The 20,605-nt window shown below is 57.7% G+C and carries 18 protein-coding genes; 13 read left to right on the top strand and 5 right to left on the bottom strand.

The features are described 5' to 3' along the window. Positions 1-145 precede the first annotated feature (145 nt). The 6 genes from GNG27_RS10895 (at position 146) to uspE (ending at position 7,012) form a co-directional block, all read left to right on the top strand. Positions 146-1,456 carry a M20 family metallo-hydrolase gene (locus GNG27_RS10895; RefSeq protein ID WP_156263669.1) on the top strand — a complete coding sequence of 437 codons (1,311 nt, stop codon included), beginning with the start codon at positions 146-148 and terminating at the stop codon, positions 1,454-1,456. Continuing rightward, a complete protein-coding gene (locus GNG27_RS10890; RefSeq protein WP_156263668.1) occupies positions 1,456-2,901 on the top strand; it encodes a M20 family metallopeptidase in 1,446 nt (481 codons plus the stop codon). The genes GNG27_RS10895 and GNG27_RS10890 overlap by 1 nt, the downstream gene beginning before the upstream one ends. Before the next feature lie 36 nt (positions 2,902-2,937). Beyond that, entirely contained in the window at positions 2,938-4,464 is a 1,527-nt protein-coding gene (gene abgT, locus GNG27_RS10885; RefSeq protein ID WP_156263667.1) for a p-aminobenzoyl-glutamate transporter, read from the top strand. Positions 4,465-4,475: 11 nt separating this feature from the next. Continuing rightward, a complete protein-coding gene (gene ogt, locus GNG27_RS10880; RefSeq protein WP_142489284.1) occupies positions 4,476-4,991 on the top strand; it encodes a methylated-DNA--[protein]-cysteine S-methyltransferase in 516 nt (171 codons plus the stop codon). Between the two features lie 182 nt (positions 4,992-5,173). Beyond that, positions 5,174-5,926, top strand: coding sequence for a fumarate/nitrate reduction transcriptional regulator Fnr (gene fnr, locus GNG27_RS10875; RefSeq protein ID WP_032617879.1), 753 nt, complete (start codon positions 5,174-5,176; stop codon positions 5,924-5,926). A 135-nt stretch (positions 5,927-6,061) separates the two neighbouring features. Continuing rightward, the gene (gene uspE, locus GNG27_RS10870; RefSeq protein ID WP_142489283.1) at positions 6,062-7,012 is read left to right on the top strand and encodes a universal stress protein UspE; all 951 of its coding nucleotides are present in this window, start codon (positions 6,062-6,064) and stop codon (positions 7,010-7,012) included. A gap of 33 nt (positions 7,013-7,045) precedes the next feature. Here uspE and GNG27_RS10865 read toward each other — a convergent pair whose 3' ends face one another. The 4 genes from GNG27_RS10865 to pntA form a co-directional block, all read right to left on the bottom strand. Continuing rightward, positions 7,046-8,368 (bottom strand): IS4 family transposase, encoded by a 1,323-nt coding sequence (locus tag GNG27_RS10865; protein ID WP_156263666.1) that lies wholly within the window; start codon positions 8,366-8,368, stop codon positions 7,046-7,048. Between the two features lie 105 nt (positions 8,369-8,473). Then, positions 8,474-9,589 (bottom strand): mechanosensitive ion channel family protein, encoded by a 1,116-nt coding sequence (locus tag GNG27_RS10860; RefSeq protein ID WP_156263665.1) that lies wholly within the window; start codon positions 9,587-9,589, stop codon positions 8,474-8,476. Positions 9,590-9,701: 112 nt separating this feature from the next. Then, positions 9,702-11,090 (bottom strand): Re/Si-specific NAD(P)(+) transhydrogenase subunit beta, encoded by a 1,389-nt coding sequence (gene pntB, locus GNG27_RS10855; protein WP_142489281.1) that lies wholly within the window; start codon positions 11,088-11,090, stop codon positions 9,702-9,704. A 10-nt stretch (positions 11,091-11,100) separates the two neighbouring features. Next, positions 11,101-12,630 carry a Re/Si-specific NAD(P)(+) transhydrogenase subunit alpha gene (gene pntA, locus GNG27_RS10850; protein WP_142489280.1) on the bottom strand — a complete coding sequence of 510 codons (1,530 nt, stop codon included), beginning with the start codon at positions 12,628-12,630 and terminating at the stop codon, positions 11,101-11,103. A 535-nt stretch (positions 12,631-13,165) separates the two neighbouring features. On the opposite strand from pntA, the gene ydgH reads away from it, so the two are divergent. From ydgH to folM, 3 genes are all read left to right on the top strand, one after another. After that, positions 13,166-14,119, top strand: coding sequence for a DUF1471 family protein YdgH (gene ydgH / locus GNG27_RS10845; protein ID WP_142489279.1), 954 nt, complete (start codon positions 13,166-13,168; stop codon positions 14,117-14,119). A 186-nt stretch (positions 14,120-14,305) separates the two neighbouring features. Continuing rightward, positions 14,306-15,688: an amino acid permease gene (locus GNG27_RS10840; RefSeq protein WP_142489278.1), complete on the top strand. Its 1,383-nt coding sequence runs from the start codon at positions 14,306-14,308 to the stop codon at positions 15,686-15,688. A 38-nt stretch (positions 15,689-15,726) separates the two neighbouring features. Then, positions 15,727-16,449, top strand: a complete 723-nt coding sequence (gene folM, locus GNG27_RS10835; protein ID WP_142489277.1) for a dihydromonapterin reductase — start codon at positions 15,727-15,729, stop codon at positions 16,447-16,449. Here the strand turns inward: folM and GNG27_RS10830 are convergent. Further along, the gene (locus GNG27_RS10830; protein WP_142489276.1) at positions 16,446-16,781 is read right to left on the bottom strand and encodes a GlpM family protein; all 336 of its coding nucleotides are present in this window, start codon (positions 16,779-16,781) and stop codon (positions 16,446-16,448) included. The two genes, folM and GNG27_RS10830, sit on opposite strands and share 4 nt — an antisense overlap. Positions 16,782-16,909: 128 nt before the next feature. Here GNG27_RS10830 and rstA point away from each other — a divergent pair, with 128 nt between their 5' ends. From rstA to GNG27_RS10810, 4 genes are all read left to right on the top strand, one after another. After that, positions 16,910-17,626, top strand: coding sequence for a two-component system response regulator RstA (gene rstA, locus GNG27_RS10825; RefSeq protein ID WP_142489275.1), 717 nt, complete (start codon positions 16,910-16,912; stop codon positions 17,624-17,626). Between the two features lie 140 nt (positions 17,627-17,766). After that, positions 17,767-18,768 carry an ABC transporter substrate-binding protein gene (locus GNG27_RS10820; protein ID WP_370462896.1) on the top strand — a complete coding sequence of 334 codons (1,002 nt, stop codon included), beginning with the start codon at positions 17,767-17,769 and terminating at the stop codon, positions 18,766-18,768. Positions 18,769-18,854: 86 nt separating this feature from the next. Then, the gene (locus GNG27_RS10815; RefSeq protein ID WP_231600454.1) at positions 18,855-19,817 is read left to right on the top strand and encodes an iron ABC transporter permease; all 963 of its coding nucleotides are present in this window, start codon (positions 18,855-18,857) and stop codon (positions 19,815-19,817) included. Then, positions 19,814-20,584, top strand: coding sequence for an ABC transporter ATP-binding protein (locus GNG27_RS10810; RefSeq protein WP_156263662.1), 771 nt, complete (start codon positions 19,814-19,816; stop codon positions 20,582-20,584). The genes GNG27_RS10815 and GNG27_RS10810 overlap by 4 nt, the downstream gene beginning before the upstream one ends. Positions 20,585-20,605 lie beyond the last annotated feature (21 nt).

Here is a 20,605-nt window from a genome sequence, read left to right as displayed (position 1 = left end):
TAAAGAAACTGTCATCTACTGTAATGGAATTGATTGTGCCAGGGTAAGCCACGAACGGTTAAATCTGTGAAAAAACGGTTAGTGATAAGTAAAAACTATCACAGTGTGAAGGAGTTCACATATTCTAATGATGACAGGAAACGATATGCATACACTGGCGCAGGACCTGCAAACCCTCTTCCCGCAACTCATCGCCTGGCGACGCGATTTCCATCACTTTGCGGAGTCAGGCTGGGTGGAGTTCCGCACCGCGGCAAAAGTCGCAGAGATACTGGATCAACTGGGCTACACGCTGGCGATGGGCCGCGACGTGGTCGATGCCGACAGCCGGATGGGTCTGCCCGACGAGGCCACCCTGGCCCAGGCCTTTGCCCGCGCGCGTCAGCAAGGTGCGCCGGAAAAATGGCTCAGCGCCTTTGAAGGCGGTTTTACCGGCATTGTTGCCACGCTGAATACCGGCCGCCCGGGGCCGACGCTGGCGTTTCGGGTCGACATGGACGCGCTGGATCTGGATGAATCCATCCAGGGTGACCATCTCCCCGCCCGGGAAGGCTTTGCCTCCTGCAACAGCGGCATGATGCATGCCTGCGCCCATGACGGCCACACCACCATTGGCCTCGGGCTGGCGCACCTGCTGATGCAGTACCGCTCGCAGCTGAACGGCACCATCAAACTCATCTTCCAGCCTGCCGAAGAGGGCACCCGCGGCGCGCGGGCCATGGTCGCCGCCGGCGCGCTTGACGGCGTGGACTACTTCACCGCGATCCACATCGGCACCGGCGTGCCGGCGGGCACCGTGATCTGCGGCAGCGATAACTTTATGGCCACCACCAAATTTGATGTGCGCTTTACCGGCGTGGCCGCGCACGCGGGCGGCAAACCCGAAGAGGGTCGCAATGCCCTGCTGGTCGCCGCCCAGGCAGCTCTTGGCCTGCACAGCATCGCCCCGCACAGCGAAGGCGCGTCCCGCGTGAACGTCGGCGTAATGCAGGCGGGCAGCGGTCGTAACGTGGTCCCCGCCAGCGCGCTGCTGAAGGTAGAGACCCGCGGCGAGAGCGAAGCCATTAATCACTATATGTTCGAGCGCGCAAAAGCGGTCATTGACGGCGCGGCGGCGATGCACGGCGTCAGCACCGAACTGCGTCTGATGGGCGCAGCGACCTCCAGCGTCCCCTCTCCGGCATGGGTGAACTACCTGCGCGAGCAGGCATCGCAGGTTGCCGGTGTGGAACAGGCCATCGATAAGGTAAAAGCCCCTGCCGGATCGGAGGATGCCACCCTGATGATGGCCCGCGTTCAGCAGAACGGCGGCCTCGCCTCCTATATGGTCTTTGGCACCACCCTCAGCGCCGGACACCACAACGAAAAATTCGATTTCGACGAGTCGGTGATGCCGATCGCCATCGAAACCCTGGCGCGTACCGCGCTTTACTTCCCGTGGACGCGAGGTGTGTAATGGAGAATATCTACCGTTTTATTGAGGATGCCATCGATACCCGATGTCAGCTTTACACCGATATTGCCGATGAGATCTGGGATCACCCGGAGACCCGTTTCGAAGAGTTCTGGTCCGCCGAACGGCTGGCCTGCGCCCTGGAAGAGGCCGGCTTTAGCCTGGCCCGCGAGGCCGGCGGCGTGCCGAACGCCTTTATTGCCAGCTACGGCGAGGGTAAACCGGTGATTGCCATTCTGGGGGAGTACGATGCCCTGGCAGGCTTAAGCCAGCAGGCGCACTGCGCCACCCCGCAAACCGATACCCCGGGCGCCAACGGCCACGGCTGCGGGCATAACCTGCTCGGCACCGCCGGGCTGGCGGCTGCGGTGGCGGCAAAAAGCTGGCTGGAGCAGCACGGCGGCAGCGGCACCCTGCGCTTTTACGGCTGCCCTGGCGAAGAGGGCGGATCGGGTAAAACCTTTATGGTGCGCGAAGGGCTGTTCGACGACGTGGATGCCGCCGTCACCTGGCACCCCGAGGCCTTCGCCGGAATGTTTAACGTCAGTACCTTAGCCAACATCCAGGCAGCGTGGCGTTTTCACGGTACAGCAGCCCATGCCGCCAACTCTCCGCATCTGGGGCGCAGCGCGCTGGACGCCGTCACCCTGATGACCACCGGCACCAACTTCCTCAATGAACACATCATTGAAAAAGCCCGCGTCCACTACGCCATTACCGATACCGGCGGGATCTCCCCGAACGTGGTGCAGGCCCAGGCGGAGGTACTGTACCTGATCCGCGCCCCGGAGATGGCCGACGCGCAGCAGATCTATGAGCGGATCGAAAAGATTGCCCAGGGTGCCGCGCTGATGACCGAAACCACCGTCGAACGCCGTTTCGATAAAGCCTGCTCCAGCTACCTGCCGAACCGCACGCTGGAGGCCGCGATGTACAGCGCCCTGCAGCATTACGGCATCCCGGCGTGGAGCGATGATGAGCGCGCGTTTGCGGCGGAGATCCGCGCCACCCTGACCGATAACGATCTGCAAAACAGCCTGAAAAATATCGCCGCCACCGGCGGGGAAGACGGCAAGCAGTTTGCCCGTCGCCATCAGCAGACCCTGCTGGTGGACGAGGTGGCCCCGTATGCCATTACTGATAACGTCCTGGCGGGCTCCACCGACGTGGGCGACGTCAGTTGGAAAATGCCGGTAGCCCAGTGCTTCAGCCCCTGCTTTACCGTCGGCACGCCGCTGCACACCTGGCAGCTGGTGGCCCAGGGCCGCACCTCCATCGCCCATAAGGGGATGCTGCTGGCCGGTAAAGTGATGGGAGCCACCGCGCTGGCGCTGCTGCGGGATCCGGCGCTGCTGGCCGCCTGCCGCGAGGAGTTTACGCAACAAGTAACCGAAAAACCGTACGTCTGCCCGATCCCAGAAAACGTGACACCGTCACCTTTAAAATAATAAAACACAACAACACAACACTCCCGAGGAACGCCCATGAGTATGTCATCCATACCTTCGCATTCTCCTACCGGTAAGCTCTATGGTTGGGTTGAAAGGATCGGCAATAAAGTGCCGCACCCTTTCCTGCTTTTCGTTTATTTGATTGTGATCCTGGCGGCAGCTACCGCCGTGCTGTCGGCCTTTAACGTCAGCGCCCGCAATCCGGCCGATGGCAGCATGGTCGTTGTCAAAAATCTGCTGAGCGTTGAAGGGCTGCACTGGTTTTTACCTAATGTGATTAAAAACTTCAGCGGCTTTGCCCCGCTGGGGGCGATCCTGGCCCTGGTGCTGGGTGCCGGCCTTGCCGAACGTTCCGGCCTGCTGCCTGCCCTGATGGTGAAAATGGCCTCTCACGTCAGCGCGCGTTACGCCAGCTATATGGTGCTGTTTATCGCCTTCTTCAGCCATATCTCGTCCGATGCGGCGCTGGTCATCATGCCGCCGATGGGCGCGCTGATCTTCCTCGCCGTCGGACGCCATCCGGTGGCGGGCCTGCTGGCGGCCATTGCCGGTGTCGGGTGCGGTTTTACCGCCAACCTGCTGATCGTCACCACCGACGTGCTGCTCTCCGGCATCAGCACCGAAGCGGCCAAAACCATTGATGCCGCGATGCACGTCAGCGTGATCGACAACTGGTACTTTATGGCCAGTTCGGTGATTGTGCTGACTGTTGTCGGCGGGCTGATCACCGACAGGATCGTTGAGCCGCGTCTGGGCAAGTGGCAGGGCAGCAGCGACGAGAAGCTGGATGCGTTGTCGCCGGAGCAGCGCCGCGGGCTGCGCGTTGCCGGGGGGGTATCGCTGCTGTTTATCGCCGCCATCGCCCTGATGGTAGTGCCGGAGAACGGCATTCTGCGCGATCCGGTCCAGCACACCGTACTGCCCTCGCCGTTTATTAAAGGCATCGTGCCGCTGATCATCCTGTTCTTTTTTGTGGTGTCGCTGGCGTACGGCATCGCCACCGGAAAAGTGCGTCGTCAGGGCGATCTGCCCCAGCTGATGATCGAGCCGATGAAAGAGATGGCCGGGTTTATCGTGATGGTGTTCCCGCTGGCGCAGTTTGTCGCCATGTTCAACTGGAGCAACATGGGCAAGTTTATGGCGGTGGGCCTGACCGACCTGCTGGAAACCGCCGGACTGAGCGGCGTGCCCGCCTTCGTCGGCCTGGCGCTGCTCTCCTCCCTGCTGTGCATGTTTATCGCCAGCGGATCGGCCATCTGGTCGATTCTGGCCCCTATCTTCGTGCCGATGTTTATGCTGCTCGGCTTCCATCCGGCGTTTGCGCAGATCCTGTTCCGCGTGGCGGATTCATCGGTGATCCCGCTGGCCCCGGTGTCGCCGTTCGTACCGCTGTTTTTAGGCTTCCTGCAGCGCTATAAGCCCGAGGCCAAACTGGGTACCTACTATTCGCTGGTGCTGCCGTATCCGCTTATCTTTTTAGGAGTATGGTTGCTCATGTTGGTGGCGTGGTATCTTGTCGGCCTGCCCATTGGGCCGGGAGTGTACCCGCGACTGAATTAAGGAAGAGCACAATGCTGAGATTACTCGAAGATAAAATTGCTACCCCGCTGGGGCCGCTGTGGGTGATTGCGGACGAGCAATTTAACCTGCGCGCCGTGGAGTGGGAGGAGCACAGCAACCGGATGGTGGAACTGCTGAATATCCACTACCGGGCGCAGGGCTACGAGCGCATCAGCGCCAGCAATCCGGGCGGGCTTAGCGATAAGCTGACCGCCTGGTTCGAGGGCGATCTCAGCATTATCGACACTCTGCCGACCGCCACGGCTGGCACCCCCTTCCAGCGTGAAGTGTGGCAGGCGTTGCGATCCATTCCCTGCGGCCAGGTGATGCATTATGGCCAGCTGGCGGAACAGCTTGGTCGCCCCGGCGCAGCGCGCGCCGTGGGTGCGGCGAACGGGTCAAACCCGGTCAGTATTGTGGTGCCCTGTCACCGCGTTATTGGTCGCAACGGCACCCTGACAGGCTACGCGGGCGGGGTGCAGCGCAAAGAGTGGCTGCTGCGTCACGAGGGCTATTTATTGCTGTAGTTCCAGGCTTTTAGTGCTTAATTTTCCTTAAGTTAGCGATAAAGTCCGCAGCTAATTTGTGGAATTTCAAGAAGATGCTGGCGCATTCACGCTTCTTGTCCTGATTGATGGTTTACCAGGCTTACGTAGGGTCCAAAAAGATGTTAAAATTGACCAATATCAATTAAGGCTTGAGCAAACCTATGATCCCGGAAAAGCGAATTATTCGACGCATTCAGTCTGGCGGTTGTGCTATCCATTGTCAGGACTGCAGCATCAGCCAGCTCTGTATCCCGTTCACCCTGAATGAGCACGAGCTGGATCAGCTTGATAATATTATCGAGCGTAAAAAGCCGATTCAGAAAGGGCAAACGCTGTTTAAAGCGGGAGACGAACTGAAATCGCTGTACGCTATCCGTTCTGGCACCATCAAGAGCTATACCATTACCGAACAGGGCGACGAGCAGATCACCGGCTTCCACCTGGCGGGCGATCTGGTGGGCTTTGATGCGATCGGCACCGGTAACCACCCGAGCTTCGCTCAGGCGCTGGAAACCTCAATGGTTTGCGAAATCCCGTTTGAAACTCTGGACGATCTGTCAGGCAAAATGCCTAACCTGCGCCAGCAGATGATGCGTCTGATGAGCGGTGAGATCAAAGGCGATCAGGACATGATCCTGCTGTTGTCCAAAAAGAATGCCGAAGAGCGTCTGGCCGCGTTTATCTATAACCTGTCCCGTCGTTTCGCCGAGCGTGGTTTTTCTCCGCGTGAGTTCCGTCTGACCATGACCCGTGGCGATATCGGTAACTACCTGGGCCTGACCGTTGAAACCATCAGCCGTCTGCTGGGTCGTTTCCAGAAAAGCGGCATGCTGGCGGTAAAAGGGAAATATATCACCATCGAAAACGGTGAAGCGCTGGCGGTGCTGGCGGGCCATTCACGTAACGTGGCATAAACGTCTCCGATTCCCCTGCCAGATCGATAATTTTACTGATTTATTGATCTGGCAAATCTTCCCCTCTGTTTCATTTCAGATATATAGGTTACTCTTTTAATTACAGACTGTGGTGACAGTAGTAAGGAGACCTGTATGGCAAAGTATCAAAACATGCTGGTGGCCATCGATCCTAATCAGGACGATCAACCGGCGTTACGACGAGCTGTCTATTTACATCAACGGATTGGTGGCAGGATAAAAGCGTTTCTGCCGATATATGACTTTTCTTACGAAATGACCACCCTTCTGTCGCCTGACGAACGCACCGCTATGCGTCAGGGAGTGATCAGCCAGCGTACCGCGTGGATCCGCGAGCAGGCAAAATTCTATCTTGATGCCGGTGTGCCCATTGAGATCAAAGTGGTGTGGCACAACCGTCCGTTTGAAGCCATCATCCAGGAAGTGGTGAGCGGCGAGCACGACCTGCTGCTGAAGATGGCCCACCAGCACGACAAGCTGGAAGCGGTGATCTTTACCCCGACCGACTGGCACCTGCTGCGTAAATGCCCGTGCCCGGTGTGGATGGTGAAAGACCAGCCGTGGCCGGAAGGCGGCAAAGCGGTGGTGGCGGTAAATCTCGCCAGCGAAGAGAACTACCACAATGCTCTGAACGAAAAGCTGGTGAAAGAGACGCTACACCTGGCCGAGCAGGTCAACCATACCGAAGTCCACCTGGTGGGCGCCTACCCGATTACCCCGATTAACATTGCCATCGAACTCCCGGAATTTGATCCCAGCGTGTATAACGACGCCATTCGCGGCCAGCATCTGCTGGCGATGAAAGCGCTGCGGCAAAAATTCGGTATTGATGAGAAGTTGACCCACGTCGAGAAAGGCCTGCCAGAAGAGGTGATCCCGGACCTTTCAGAGCATCTGCAAGCCGGTATTGTGGTGCTGGGCACGATTGGCCGCACCGGTATCTCTGCCGCCTTCCTCGGCAATACCGCGGAGCAGGTTATCGATCACCTGCGCTGCGACCTGCTGGTCATTAAGCCGGACCAGTATCAGACCCCGGTCGAGCTGGACGACGACGAAGACGATTAGCCATGAGAAAGCCCGCCGTGAGGCTAATGCTGGTCACTTAAGGTGACCAGCATTGTTTTTAAAGGGGTATTTGGACCTTTTTGGTCTCACTTCTCTCTCATATTTCCGCTCCCGCTTCCCTGGTAGTTTCAGCATCGCGGCGTTACTGTAGAAGTGCTTCAGGTGACCCGGGATGGCTCCCGGTGAAGACCACGGCAGCCCGATTAACAACCGCAGTATCTCTGCCACCGAGCCGCTGAAGCTCAGCTGATACGGCAGGTAATCCCCTTTCAGGCTGAACGCCATTTTCACCATCTGATACCGCACCAGGTTGTACGTCAGCAGTATTCCCCACAGCTCCTGCCTCACCAGTTCCGGTAATTTACTTCTCAGCGTCCAGCGGTTGCCGCACAGGTACTGCTTTGCCTCACGGTACCCCAGCTCGATTTCCCACCGGTGCTTATACAGCTCAGCAATGTCTGCTGCCGGATAACGCATCGCATCCGTCATCGACGTGACAACCTGACGCTCCACGCCGTTAACCTTCCTGCTGATTAGCCGTACGGTGAGTTCATCCGGCAGGCCTTCCCACTGCTTTCTTGCCTGCGGCGAGGTCTTCAGCATTATCAGCTCATCCTGTTTACCCAGCCTGCGCACCACTTCATACTGCGTTCCCTTCTTCAGCGGCAGCAGCCAGTGGCGGTTCTCACCTGTCTGATGCCAGTCATGCAGCAGGCCCGCTGACCAGAAGCCTCGGTCGAACAGCGTCACGCTGTTATCCGGAGCCTGCTTCGCCAGTCCGGCGGCCAGCCGCACTTCACTGACATCATAGCGGTCCATCACGCTGGCCCGCAGCAGATGGCTGCTCAGCTCCATCAGGCACACCATGCGAACCTGCGGACAGCCACTTTCTCCGTACTGATTGCCGGCTTTCGCGAAGGCTGCGGCATTTTCCGGTGTGTCGGGCGTGCGCCAGACCACGCCGTCAACGGCATTGAGCGTCAGGCCGTTCCAGTGCGGGTGCCGGGCTTCCTCATGCCAGTGCTGTTGCGTGAGCCCGAACAGCACCCGGATGGCATCCTCACCCAGGGTTTTACGGCGGGCAATCACGGAGCTGGGTGCGGTGAATGGTCTCCCGGTCCGGTCAACAATGTCCATCAGGTTGACGATATGGGACAGGGGTTTGTTGTTGAATATCGCCATGCCAATAACCAGCCAGACCATGGACTCAAGGGGAAGCTTGCGCTTACGCAACGTCACCGTGTCAGTGAGGGAAAAGGCCTGCTGAATAAGGTCGGGAGGAAGGAGGTCGGCAAGACTCTGGACCTCTTCGGGGGCGGTGAGATTGATAATGCCGAGGGCCTGGGAAAGTTCCATTTAAAAAGGGCTCCATGATAAACATGGAACCCTTTTTACACCAGCCACCGGATCGGTCAACCGATCCTTAAACGATCGGCATTAGCCGTAACGGCGGGCTTTTTTTTAGCTCTCGATGGCGGGCTGAGGCGACTGTTGCATGCCTTCGCCCTCTTTCATCCAGGGCGCATGCAGCACCATGCTTGGCAAGGCCAGTTTCACCCCTTCATCATTCAGGCTCTCCAGAATACGGATGTTGATCTCCTGCTGGATATCCATGTACTTGTTGTAGTCCGCCGTGTTGACGATATGTACCACTTCAAAGGTAAGCCTGTCCTTATCAAACCCGAGCAGATGGGCACGGTCAAAACGCGTTTCGCCGATATCCGTAATGATCTTCTTCACGTTATCGCCAATAACCCGCAGCTTTTCCGGGGGCGTATCGCTGGCCACGCCAAAGGTAAAGACGATACGACGGGTCTGCATACGCTTGTAGTTATGCAGGGTTTGCTGAAGCAGGATAGCATTCCCACAGACAATCTGTTCCCCACTCAGGCTGCGAATACGCGTCGTTTTGAGGCCAATGTGCTCTACCGTCCCGGCAACGTCGTTAAACACCACAAAATCCCCGATCTCGAAGGGCTTATCAAAACCTATCGAGAGCGAGGCGAAGACGTCGCTGAGAATGGTCTGTACCGCCAGCGCAATGGCAATCCCCCCCACCCCAAGGCTTGCCACCAGCGCAGTAATGTTGACGCCCGCGTTGGCAAGAATCGACAGCAGCATCACTGACCAGACAATTGCCCGCAGGATCATGCCGGTGATCACCAGGGTGACAGGGTTTTTATGGCTCCCCGGTGCCAGCATCACGTGCCGGAGCCAGGAGACCACCCCCTGATCCATCCACAGCGCCACCTGAATCGCCAGCACCAGGAACCAGGCATGGCTCAGGGCGCCATAGAGGCGATCCGGCAGTTCGACAAACCGCAGGCTAAACAGAAAGGCCACCACAAACAGCAGAACCCGGCTGGTTCTGTTGAGTATTTCCGTGAGGATAAAATGCATCTTGTGGGTAGCGGGATGTTTATCACCCCAGTTGGTGATGCCCTTATGGACAAAGGTGATGAGGCGTTTCAGTAGCCAGTAGATCAGCAGGGTTACCACCGTCACGGTGGCAAAGCCAATCCAGAATCTGGGGGTCATCATTAAGGTCAAAAAATCGAAACGTGACAAAAACTGCATGTCCCTTCTCCCTTTACGCAAAAAAGGAAAGTATAGACAGTGAGCGCGAGCAGCCTGCAGAAATGAGAAAACCGCCCGGTGGGGCGGTTTTTTTAGGGTGCGTAACGCCGTATTACAGCGCTTTCAGGATCGCATCCACGCTGGCTTTGGCGTCGCCAAACAGCATGTGGGTGTTCTCTTTGAAGAACAGCGGGTTCTGCACGCCGGCATAACCGGTGTTCATGGAGCGTTTGAAGACGATAACGTTCTGCGCCTTCCACACTTCCAGAACCGGCATACCGGCGATCGGGCTCTTCGGATCGTCCTGCGCCGCCGGGTTCACGGTATCGTTCGCGCCAATCACCAGCACGGTGTCGGTGTCGGAGAAGTCGTCGTTGATTTCATCCATCTCCAGCACGATGTCGTAAGGCACTTTCGCTTCCGCCAGCAGCACGTTCATGTGGCCCGGCAGACGCCCGGCAACCGGGTGAATACCAAAGCGCACCTTGATGCCGCGGGCACGCAGGCGCTCGGTGATTTCCGCAACCGGATACTGTGCCTGCGCTACCGCCATGCCGTAGCCCGGGGTGATGATCACCGAGTGCGAATTTTTCAGCAGGTCAGCGGTATCTTCGGCATTGATCTCACGATGCTCACCCACCTCTTCGTCACCGTCGGAGGTTTGTCCGTCGGTACCAAAGCCCCCGGCAATCACGCTGATGAACGAACGGTTCATCGCCTTACACATGATGTAGGAGAGGATCGCACCGCTCGAGCCGACCAGCGCACCGGTCACGATCAGCAGGTCGTTACTCAGCATAAAGCCCGCCGCCGCTGCCGCCCAACCGGAGTAGGAGTTCAGCATTGAAACCACCACCGGCATATCTGCCCCACCGATGGAGGCCACCAGGTGCCAGCCGAAGGCCAGCGCGATGATGGTCATCACCAGCAGCGCCAGCACCTGCATGCCCACGCTGTCCGTGCGTACGAACACCACCAGCAGCACGAAGGAGACAACCAGCGCAGCCAGGTTCAACTTGTGGCGGTTTGGCAGCATCAGCGGTTTAGAGGAGATCTTGCCGCGCAGTTTGCCGAACGCCACGATAGAACCGGTGAAGGTCACCGCACCGATGAAGATCCCGAGGAACACTTCGGTCAGGTGGATGTTCACCAGAATCGGCTCCATCCCCGGCTCGTGATACAGGTAGCTGTTAAAGCCTACCAGCACCGCCGCCAGACCCACGAAACTGTGCAGGATCGCTACCAGTTCCGGCATTTCGGTCATTTCAACGCGTTTGGCGAGACGGATACCAATGGCGCCGCCGATAATCATCGCCACCAGGATCCACGCAACGTTGCCGGTGTCCGGCCCGAAAATCGTGGCAATCAACGCAATCGCCATCCCGGCGATACCAAAGTTGTTACCCTGCTGCGACGTTTCATGTTTTGAAAGCCCCGCGAGGCTGAAAATAAACAGGACCGCAGCAACAATGTATGCAGCGGTAACTAATCCTCCAGACATAAGTTAACCCTTATCCCTTACGAAACATTTTCAGCATGCGCTGAGTCACGGTGAAGCCACCGAAAATATTGATACTGGCGATCAGTACCGCGATAAAACTGAGGAAACTGACCCAGCCGCCGTGACCAATCTGCAGTAATGCCCCGACCACGATGATCCCGGAGATGGCGTTGGTGACCGACATCAGCGGCGTATGCAGCGCATGGGAGACGTTCCAGACGACGTAGTAACCCACCACGCAGGAGAGCGCAAAGACGGTAAAGTGCCCCAGGAACTCTTTCGGTGCGACGTCCGCCAGCCAGCCAAACAGCACGATCGCCAGCGCCATAAAGGCAAACTTACGCCACGGCGAAGCCGGTTTTTCCGGCTCTTTCGGTGCCGGAGCGGCTTTGGCTGCCGCCTGCGGTTGCGCGGAAACCTGAATCGGCGGTGCCGGCCAGGTAATTTCACCCTCGCGAACCACGGTTACGCCGCGCACGACCACGTCGTCAAAATCAACGGTGATGGTGCCGTCTTTCTCTTTGCACAGCAGCTTCAGCAGGTTGACCAGGTTGGTACCGTACAGCTGGGAGGACTGGGTAGGCAGACGACCCGGCAGGTCGGTATAGCCGATCACCTTCACGCCGTTGGCGGTGGTAGTAACCACGCCCGGGACGGTATATTCGCAGTTGCCGCCGTTTTGCGAGGCCAGATCGACGATCACGCTGCCGGCCTTCATGGAGTCGACCATCTCGCGGGTGATCAGCTTCGGCGCCGGTTTACCCGGGATCAATGCGGTGGTGACAATAATGTCCACCTCTTTCGCCTGAGCGGCGAACAGCGCCATCTCGGCTTTGATAAAGGCTTCGGACATCACTTTTGCGTAGCCGTCGCCGCTGCCTGCCTCTTCTTTAAAGTCCAGCTCAAGGAACTCGGCGCCCATACTCTGCACCTGCTCTTTCACTTCCGGACGGGTGTCAAAGGCACGGACGATAGCGCCCAGGCTGTTGGCTGCGCCAATGGCGGCCAGCCCGGCAACGCCTGCGCCGATAACCATCACCTTCGCCGGGGGAACTTTACCCGCCGCGGTGATCTGCCCGGTAAAGAAGCGACCAAACTCATGCGCGGCTTCGACGATGGCACGGTAGCCCGCGATGTTCGCCATCGAGCTCAGGGCATCCAGCGACTGCGCACGCGAGATGCGCGGCACGGAGTCCATCGCCATCGCGGTCACGCCGCGTGCCGCCAGTTTCTCCATCAGCTCCGGGTTTTGTGCCGGCCAGACGAAGCTCACCAGCGTGGTGCCCGGATTGAGCAGTGCGATTTCATTCTCTTCCGGCGCATTTACCTTCAGAATGATGTCTGAATGCCAGACGTTAGCGCCGTCTACAATTTCTGCGCCAGCCTGAATAAACGCCTCGTCATCGAAACTTGCCAGCTTGCCTGCGCCGCTTTCAACCGCGACGGTAAAACCCAGTTTAAGCAGCTGTTCCACCGTTTTTGGTGTCGCCGCTACGCGGGTTTCATTGGCAAACCGTTCTCTTGGTACCCCAATACGCATAGTAATCCCTTCCATCGGTTTTTGATGATGGTTTGTCGAACGTTCATCACGGGTATACGCCGGCAGTGACAGCCTTAACCTGCCACGCACGTTTACCCGCAGAAAATAAAACAGTAACAAACTTTCTATAACCTACTGAAAATACCGCCTGTGATCCACAGCAAGAAAACACTATTTATGACTTTAACTGTCAAAAATAAGCGATCGGCGTCTCAGACAGGCATATCTACCTTTATTTCCCCGCCAGGGCCGATGTTTAGCTCAGGCGAAGCGGCAAAAACACGATATAGCCCCAGCAAGAAACAACTTATTAACATTAAATCAACTTGTGAAAGTCATATGCTTTATTAGTTTTACTGGTCAAACGCGTGTTTTTTCAACATATCACTAAAGGTTATATATTTTGATGACTTACTCCGCACCGGTCGCGAAAAATCGCGCAGACAGCGACAGGTGTTAAATGCAATAATCAACAACGTTTTCAAATTAACAACTACACCAGTACCTGGTTTGCGTAAGGCGAAGGATTATTTTTATGAAGCTTAAGAACACTCTCCTGGCGTCCGCACTCCTTGCTGCGACCGCCCTGTCTGCCAATGCCGCAACAGAGTTAACGCCGGAGCAAGCGGCTGCAACGAAACCTTACGATCACGTTACGATCGTAGGTCGTTTTAACGCCATTGGCGATGCAGTTAATGCCGCCTCCAAACGCGCCGATAAAGAGGGCGCTGCCGCATTCTACGTCGTGGATAACTCCGAATACGGCAGCAGCGGCAACCAGCGCGTGACCGTTGCGCTGTATAAGGAGAATGCCCCGAAAGCGGAAGTGCCGAAAAACCGCGTCATCAACGGCGTGATGGAGCTGCCGAAAGAGCAGGCCGTTATGCTTGAGCCGTTTGATACCGTCACCATTCAGGGCTTCTACCGCAGCCAGCCGGAAGTGAACGACGCCATCACCAAAGCCGCGAAAGCGAAAGGGGCTGACGCCTTCTTCATCGTTCGTCAGATTGATGCCAACCAGGGCGGCAACCAGCGGATCACCGCCTACGTCTACAAGAAAGACGCCAAAAAACGTGTGATCCAGAGCCCTGATGCCATCCCGGCTAACTCTGATGCTGGCCGCGCGGCCATTGCCAAAGGCGGCGAAGAAGCGAAGAAAGTCGAGATCCCGGGCGTAGCGACCAGCGCAGCGCCAGGCGCCTCCGCTGCCGGTGTGGGCCGTTTCTTTGAGACCCAAACCACTCAGGGCGGCCGTTACAGCGTTACCCTCAACGACGGCACCAAAATTGAAGAGCTGAACAACGCCACTGCCGCGCAGATGATTCCGTTCGACAGCATCAAGTTCACCGGTAACTACGGCAACATGACCGAAATCTCCTACCAGGTGGCAAAGCGTGCGGCGAAGAAAGGGGCCAAGTATTACCACATCACCCGCCAGTGGCAGGAACGCGGTAATAACATGACCATCAGCGCCGACCTGTACAAATAAGTAAACAGATACACAGAGGCGGCGTAATGCCGCCTTTTTTTTGGCTTTTTACGCAGAATTCCGCCCTTCCTGATTGCATGCCTTCGTCACACTCCGTAAAATCCCGCGCCTTAGTGTGATCCACCATTATTATGCGTTTCGACGAAATAATTATTCTGGATCTGACCCTTTTTAAAAAGGAAGCCAATGGAAAAGAAACTTGGCCTGAGCGCTTTAACTGCGCTTGTTTTAAGCTCCATGCTCGGTGCAGGTGTATTCAGTCTGCCGCAGAATATGGCTGCCGTTGCCAGCCCGTCAGCATTGCTTATCGGCTGGGGCATCACCGGCGCCGGGATCCTGCTGCTGGCCTTTGCCATGCTGCTGCTGACGCGCATCCGTCCCGATCTCGACGGCGGCATCTTCACCTACGCCCGCGAAGGCTTTGGTGAGCTGGTGGGTTTCTGTTCCGCATGGGGTTACTGGCTGTGCGCGGTGATCGCCAACGTCTCCTATCTGGTGATCGTTTTTTCTGCGCTGAGTTTCTTTACCGATACGCCTGAACTGCGCCTGTTTGGCGATGGCAATACCTGGCAGTCCATCGTCGGATCTTCGGTGCTGCTGTGGTTCGTCCATTTCCTGGTACTGCGCGGCGTGCAGACCGCGGCGAGCATCAACCTGGTCGCCACCCTGGCGAAGCTGGTGCCGCTGGGGCTGTTTATCGTGCTGGCGTTTATCGCGTTTCGTCTCGATGTGTTTAGCCTGGACTTTACCGGCGTGGCGCTGGGCGTCCCGGTCTGGGAGCAGGTGAAAAACACCATGCTCATCACCCTGTGGGTCTTTATCGGGGTGGAGGGCGCGGTAGTGGTCTCGGCCCGGGCGCGCAATAAACAGGACGTCGGTCGCGCCACGCTGCTGGCGGTACTGGCCGCGCTGGGGGTCTATCTGCTGGTCACCCTGCTCTCCTTAGGCGTGGTGGCGCGTCCTGAGTTGGCGGAGATGCGTAACCCGTCGATGGCGGGCCTGATGGTCAAAATGATGGGTTCCTGGGGCGAAGTGGTGATTGCCGCCGGTCTGATCGTATCGGTATGTGGGGCCTATCTGAGCTGGACCATTATGGCGGCAGAGGTGCCGTTCCTGGCCGCGACGCATAAGGCGTTTCCTCGTCTGTTTGCCCGTCAGAACAAGAACAATGCGCCTTCCGCCTCGCTGTGGTTGACCAATATCAGCGTGCAGGTTTGTCTGGTGCTGATCTGGCTCACAGGTTCGGACTATAACACGCTGTTAACCATCGCCTCTGAGATGATTCTGGTACCCTATTTCCTGGTGGGCGCATATTTGTTAAAAATAGCCACCCGCCCGATGCACAACGTCGTGGGAATGGGAGCCTGTATTTATGGCTTATGGCTGCTTTATGCCTCCGGCCCGATGCATCTGCTGCTCTCCGTGGTACTTTATGCGCCGGGGCTGCTGGTGTTTATTTATGCCCGTCGCACGCACCAGCTGCAACACGCGCTGAAACGCCGTGAAATGGTGTTGATTGGAATGTTACTGGTTGCCGCATTACCGGCAACGTGGATGCTGATGGGATAAGCGAGTTATCCCATCGTCGAACGGTTAAGGAGAATACGATGGGACACGCAAAGCCGCTCCCGATCCTGATTACTGGCGGAGGCCGTCGCATCGGTCTCGCGCTTGCCCACCATTTTCTGAATCTTCACCAGCCGGTGATTGTCAGCTACCGGACAAAATATCCTGCTATCGCCACCCTGTGCGAGGCGGGTGCGACCTGCATTGAGGCCGATTTTTCCACCGACGAGGGTATTTTGGCCTTTGCAGAGCGCGTAAAAGCCGAGACCCCTGCATTACGCGCCATCATTCATAATGCCAGCGCATGGATGCCAGAAACGCCTGACAACTCGCTCAGCGAAACGCTCTCCTGCATGCTGCAGATCCACGTTCACGCGCCCTACCTGCTAAACCATGCTCTGCAGGATCTGCTGCGCGGGCACGGCCATGCGGCCAGCGACATCATCCACTTCACCGACTATGTGGTAGAGCGCGGCAGCGATAAGCACATTGCCTATGCCGCCAGCAAAGCCGCGCTGGATAACATGACCCGCTCGTTTGCCCGCAAGCTGGCGCCGGAAGTGAAGGTCAACGCCATCGCCCCGTCGCTGATCCTGTTTAACGAGCACGACGATGCCGACTATCGTCAGAAGGCGCTGAATAAATCGCTGATGAAGATCGCCCCCGGAGAAAAAGAGGTGATCGACTTAATCGACTACATCCTGACCAGCTGCTACGTTACCGGCCGGTCGTTTGGCGTCGACGGCGGGCGGCCGTTACGTTAGTGAAAACGGCCCCAGCAGAAGATTAATACCCAGGCGCTGAGGCACCAGCAAACCACCGCCCCGCCCAGCGCCAGGGGCAGACGCATCACGCCGACGAAGTACCAGAGCGAGAGCAGATAAAGGAAGTACGGAATAATCGCCCACATCCCAAAGATGATGGTGGCGCGCAGCGCCTCGATGCCGCGCTCAGAGGCGACAATATAGTGGGCAATCAGGGCAAAGGTCGGAAACAGCGGGAGCAACCCGGCTATGTAATAGTTTTTGGTTTTGGCCAGTATCCCTATCAGTAGCACCACCAGCGCGCCTATCGCCGCTTTTATAAACAACCCCATCCTTTTTCCCTTAACAACTCACTAACAGTGCCGGGCAGCATAACGGAACGGCAATAATTTGCGAACGATTAATGGAAGGTTAAGGTTCTGCGGTGTATGTTGGCGTTTTCCGCAGACACAGACTTGCTATGAACAAGATCGTATACGTTGAGGATGAACCCGAAGTGGGCCAGCTGATTGCCGCTTATCTGGGTAAACATGATATGGAGGTCATCGTCGAAGCCCGTGGAGACCGTGCTGAAGAGGTAGTGGCGCGGGAAAATCCCGATCTGGTGCTGCTGGACATTATGTTACCCGGTAAAGATGGCATGACCCTGTGCCGGGATCTGCGTGCCCGCTGGCAGGGCCCGATTGTGCTGCTGACCTCCCTCGATAGCGACATGAACCATATTTTGTCCCTGGAGATGGGTGCTAACGACTATATTCTCAAAACCACCCCGCCGGCGGTGCTGCTCGCACGTTTGCGCCTGCATCTGCGCCAGCGCGTTGCGGCCACCAGTGATACCTCCGCCCCGCTGCTAACGCCGCACAAAGCGCTGCGGTTTGGCACCCTGTCCATTGATCCGGTGAATCGTCAGGTGCTGCTGTCCGGCGAACAGGTGGCGCTGTCGACGGCGGATTTCGATCTGCTGTGGGAGCTGGCGACCCATGCCGGGCAGATTATGGACCGGGACGCGCTGCTGAAAAACCTGCGCGGCGTCAGCTACGATGGCCTGGACCGCAGCGTGGACGTGGCCATCTCCCGCCTGCGCAAGAAACTGCTGGATAACGCCACCGAACCTTTCCGCATTAAAACCGTACGTAACAAAGGCTATCTCTTCGCGCCGCACGCCTGGGATATTTAGCCCCCTCAGCCTGCCGGGCATTGCAGGCTGCTTCCGCTGACAGACACCTTCTTCTGCGATTAATCTTTTGCTCCCATCCGCATATTATGTATTATGTTATAACATAACAATTATGGGATGGGATTGTGATAATCAAAAAGATGGTACTGGCGTCTGTTCTCACGGCCCTCGCGAATTCGGTTTTTGCGGCACAGGTTTATCCGCTGACGGTAGAAAACTGTGGGGTTAAGGAGACCTTCACGCGCGCCCCGCAGCGGGTGGTGACGGTCGGGCAACACGAGACAGAACTCCTGCTGGCGCTGGGGCTCGAAAAGAAAATCAGCGCGACGTCAGTCTGGTTTGGCCCCCTACCCGATACGCTGGCGGAGCGCGGTAAGGGAATAAAAAAACTGGCGGATAACGCCCCTTCCTTTGAGGCTGTCACCGCTCAACATCCCGATCTGGTGCTGGCGCAATATCACTGGCATATCGGGCCGCAGGGGGAAACGGGTACCCGCGAACAGTTTGCTTCGCTTGGCATCCCGACCTGGGTTTCCCCCGCCGACTGCATCGGCAAAAGCGTGACCGACAGTTCGAATGGCGACGGGGCGCGCAGTACGCCTTTCTCCATCGCGGAGATCGAGCGTGAAATCAGCGAGCTGGCGGCCATTTTCGACGTTCAGTCGCAGGGCAAAAAACTCAACGAGGCGCTGACCCTTCGTATTCAGAAGGCTCAGGCGCGCGCCGCTGCGCAGCACACCAGGCCGCTGAAAGTCGTGTTCTGGTTCTCCAGCAGCCGGCTGAAAGGCGACCCCTGGGTGGCGGGCGACTATGGCGCGCCGGGCTGGATCGGCCACACGCTGGGGCTGAAAAACGTTATTGATTCCCATGATGAATGGCCTGCCGTCACCTGGGAACACATTGCTCAGGCGCAACCTGACGTTATCGTGATTGCTGAGATGTCCCGGCGCCTTTACCCCGCTGATGATGTCGCTGTTAAAAAAGCCTTTTTGTATCAGGACCCGGTAACCAGAAACCTGCCCGCCGTAAAAAAAGGACACATCATTGTCGTCCCCGCGATGTCACTGAATCCCTCATTGCGTAATGTCGATGCCATCGAGGCGATAAGTGAAAAACTGGCGACCTTTCAGGCTGAACCATGAGCATACTGACTTTCCGCGTCCCCTCTACAGTGCCGCGCTGGCGGCAGCACAGCCTGACGGCAGTCGGGTTACTGACGCTGCCGTTAATGCTGGTATTTGCCGCCACCGTCGGGGATATGCCAGTTTCGTATGCGAATGCGGGTAAAGCCATTCTCAACGGTCTCGGGCTGGGAGCCTGGCCGCTGCCGCAGGTTGAGGAGGGCATTGTCTGGCAGTACCGCATGAGCCGGGCCCTGATGGCGGCCTGTAGCGGAGGCGGACTGGCGCTGTGCGGCCTGGTGATGCAGGCGATTCTGCGCAATCCGCTGGCCGAGCCCTATCTGCTGGGGATCTCTTCCGGCGCGTCGCTGGGTGCGGTCTGCGTCATGTTGCTGGGGGTGGGTGGCAGCACGCTGGGCATCAGCGGCGGTGCCTTTATGGGCGCCTGCTGCGCATTTGGGCTTATCATGCTGATCACCCATGGCATGACCGACAGCCCGCCACGCATCTTGTTGGCGGGTATCGCCGGTACCCAGCTGTTCAACGCCATGACCGCCTACATTGTCAGCACATCCGCCAATGCGGAGCAGTCGCGCAGCGTGATGTTCTGGCTGCTGGGGAGTCTGAGCGGCGTTCGCTGGCCGGATGCCCTCCTGGCTCTGGGGGTGGTGCTGGCCGGGTTTATGGTGATCTTCGCCTTTTCACGAACGCTTGATACCTTCACCTTTGGCGATGACGTCTCGACCACCTTGGGCGTGCCGGTCACCCTCGTGCGCATGATATTGCTGCTCACCTGCGCGCTGGTGACCGCGGTGATGGTCAGTATCATTGGTGCGGTGGGGTTTGTCGGGCTGGTGATCCCCCACATAACCCGGATGCTGTGCGGCCCCGGGCACCGCCGTTCAGTTCCTCTGACCTTCCTGATCGGCAGTCACTTCATGATCCTCGCCGATGTGGTTTCCCGAGCACTTATCACTCATCAGGTGCTCCCCATCGGCGTGGTCACCGCGCTGGTAGGCGCACCTGCTTTTGTAGTCCTGCTGTATCGCAGCCGGGAGAAAAGAGTATGACCATTTCATTACGCGGATTGCAGGTCTCCCTGCAATCCCGGAAAGTGCTGCACGATATCGATCTGGAGCTGGCGACGGGTGACGTCGTCGGCCTGTTGGGGCCTAATGGTTCCGGTAAATCCACGCTGCTGCGCTGTCTGGCCGGGCTATTTCCGCGTCATGCCCATCATATCCGGCTGGATGGAACGCCGCTCAACGAGATCTCCCTGCGGGAGCGGGCCAAACAGCTGGCGTTTGTGCCCCAGCATGCCGAGGTCGACGGCGATCTGTGCGTTGAACAAATTGTCCGTCTGGGGCGCACCCCGCACCGCAGGGGGCCTTTTGGCTGGAGCGATACCGACGACAGCGCGGTTGAGAACGCGATCCGGTTAATGAAACTCTCCGGCCTGCGCCACCGGCTTTGGCGGCAGCTGTCCGGCGGGGAGCGGCAGCGCGCGCAAATCGCCCGCGCCCTGGCCCAACAGCCGGGATTGCTGATCCTCGATGAGCCCACCAACCACCTGGATATTGAGTATCAGCTGGAACTGATGACCTTAATTACGCAGCTGCCCGTTACGGTGGTAGTGGCGCTGCACGATCTCAATCTCGCCGCCAACTACTGCCAGCGGCTGGTCCTGCTGAAAGCCGGATCGGTGATAGCCAGCGGGCCACCTGAAGCCGTGCTGACCTCAGATCTGATCGAAAATGCCTGGCATGTTAAAGCGAACGTCATAAAACAGGGCGACACGCTAAATATTCGCTATGCCATGAAGGAGCCCATTGCGTAAAGTGTGCGATGTCCCGCCAGA

Origin of the sequence: Leclercia sp. 119287, from assembly GCF_009734485.1 — a bacterium.
Taxonomy (GTDB): Bacteria; Pseudomonadota; Gammaproteobacteria; order Enterobacterales; family Enterobacteriaceae; genus Enterobacter; species Enterobacter adecarboxylatus_C.
The sequence above is the reverse complement of the archived record's forward strand: the minus strand, read 5'-3'. Positions and strand labels throughout refer to the sequence as shown.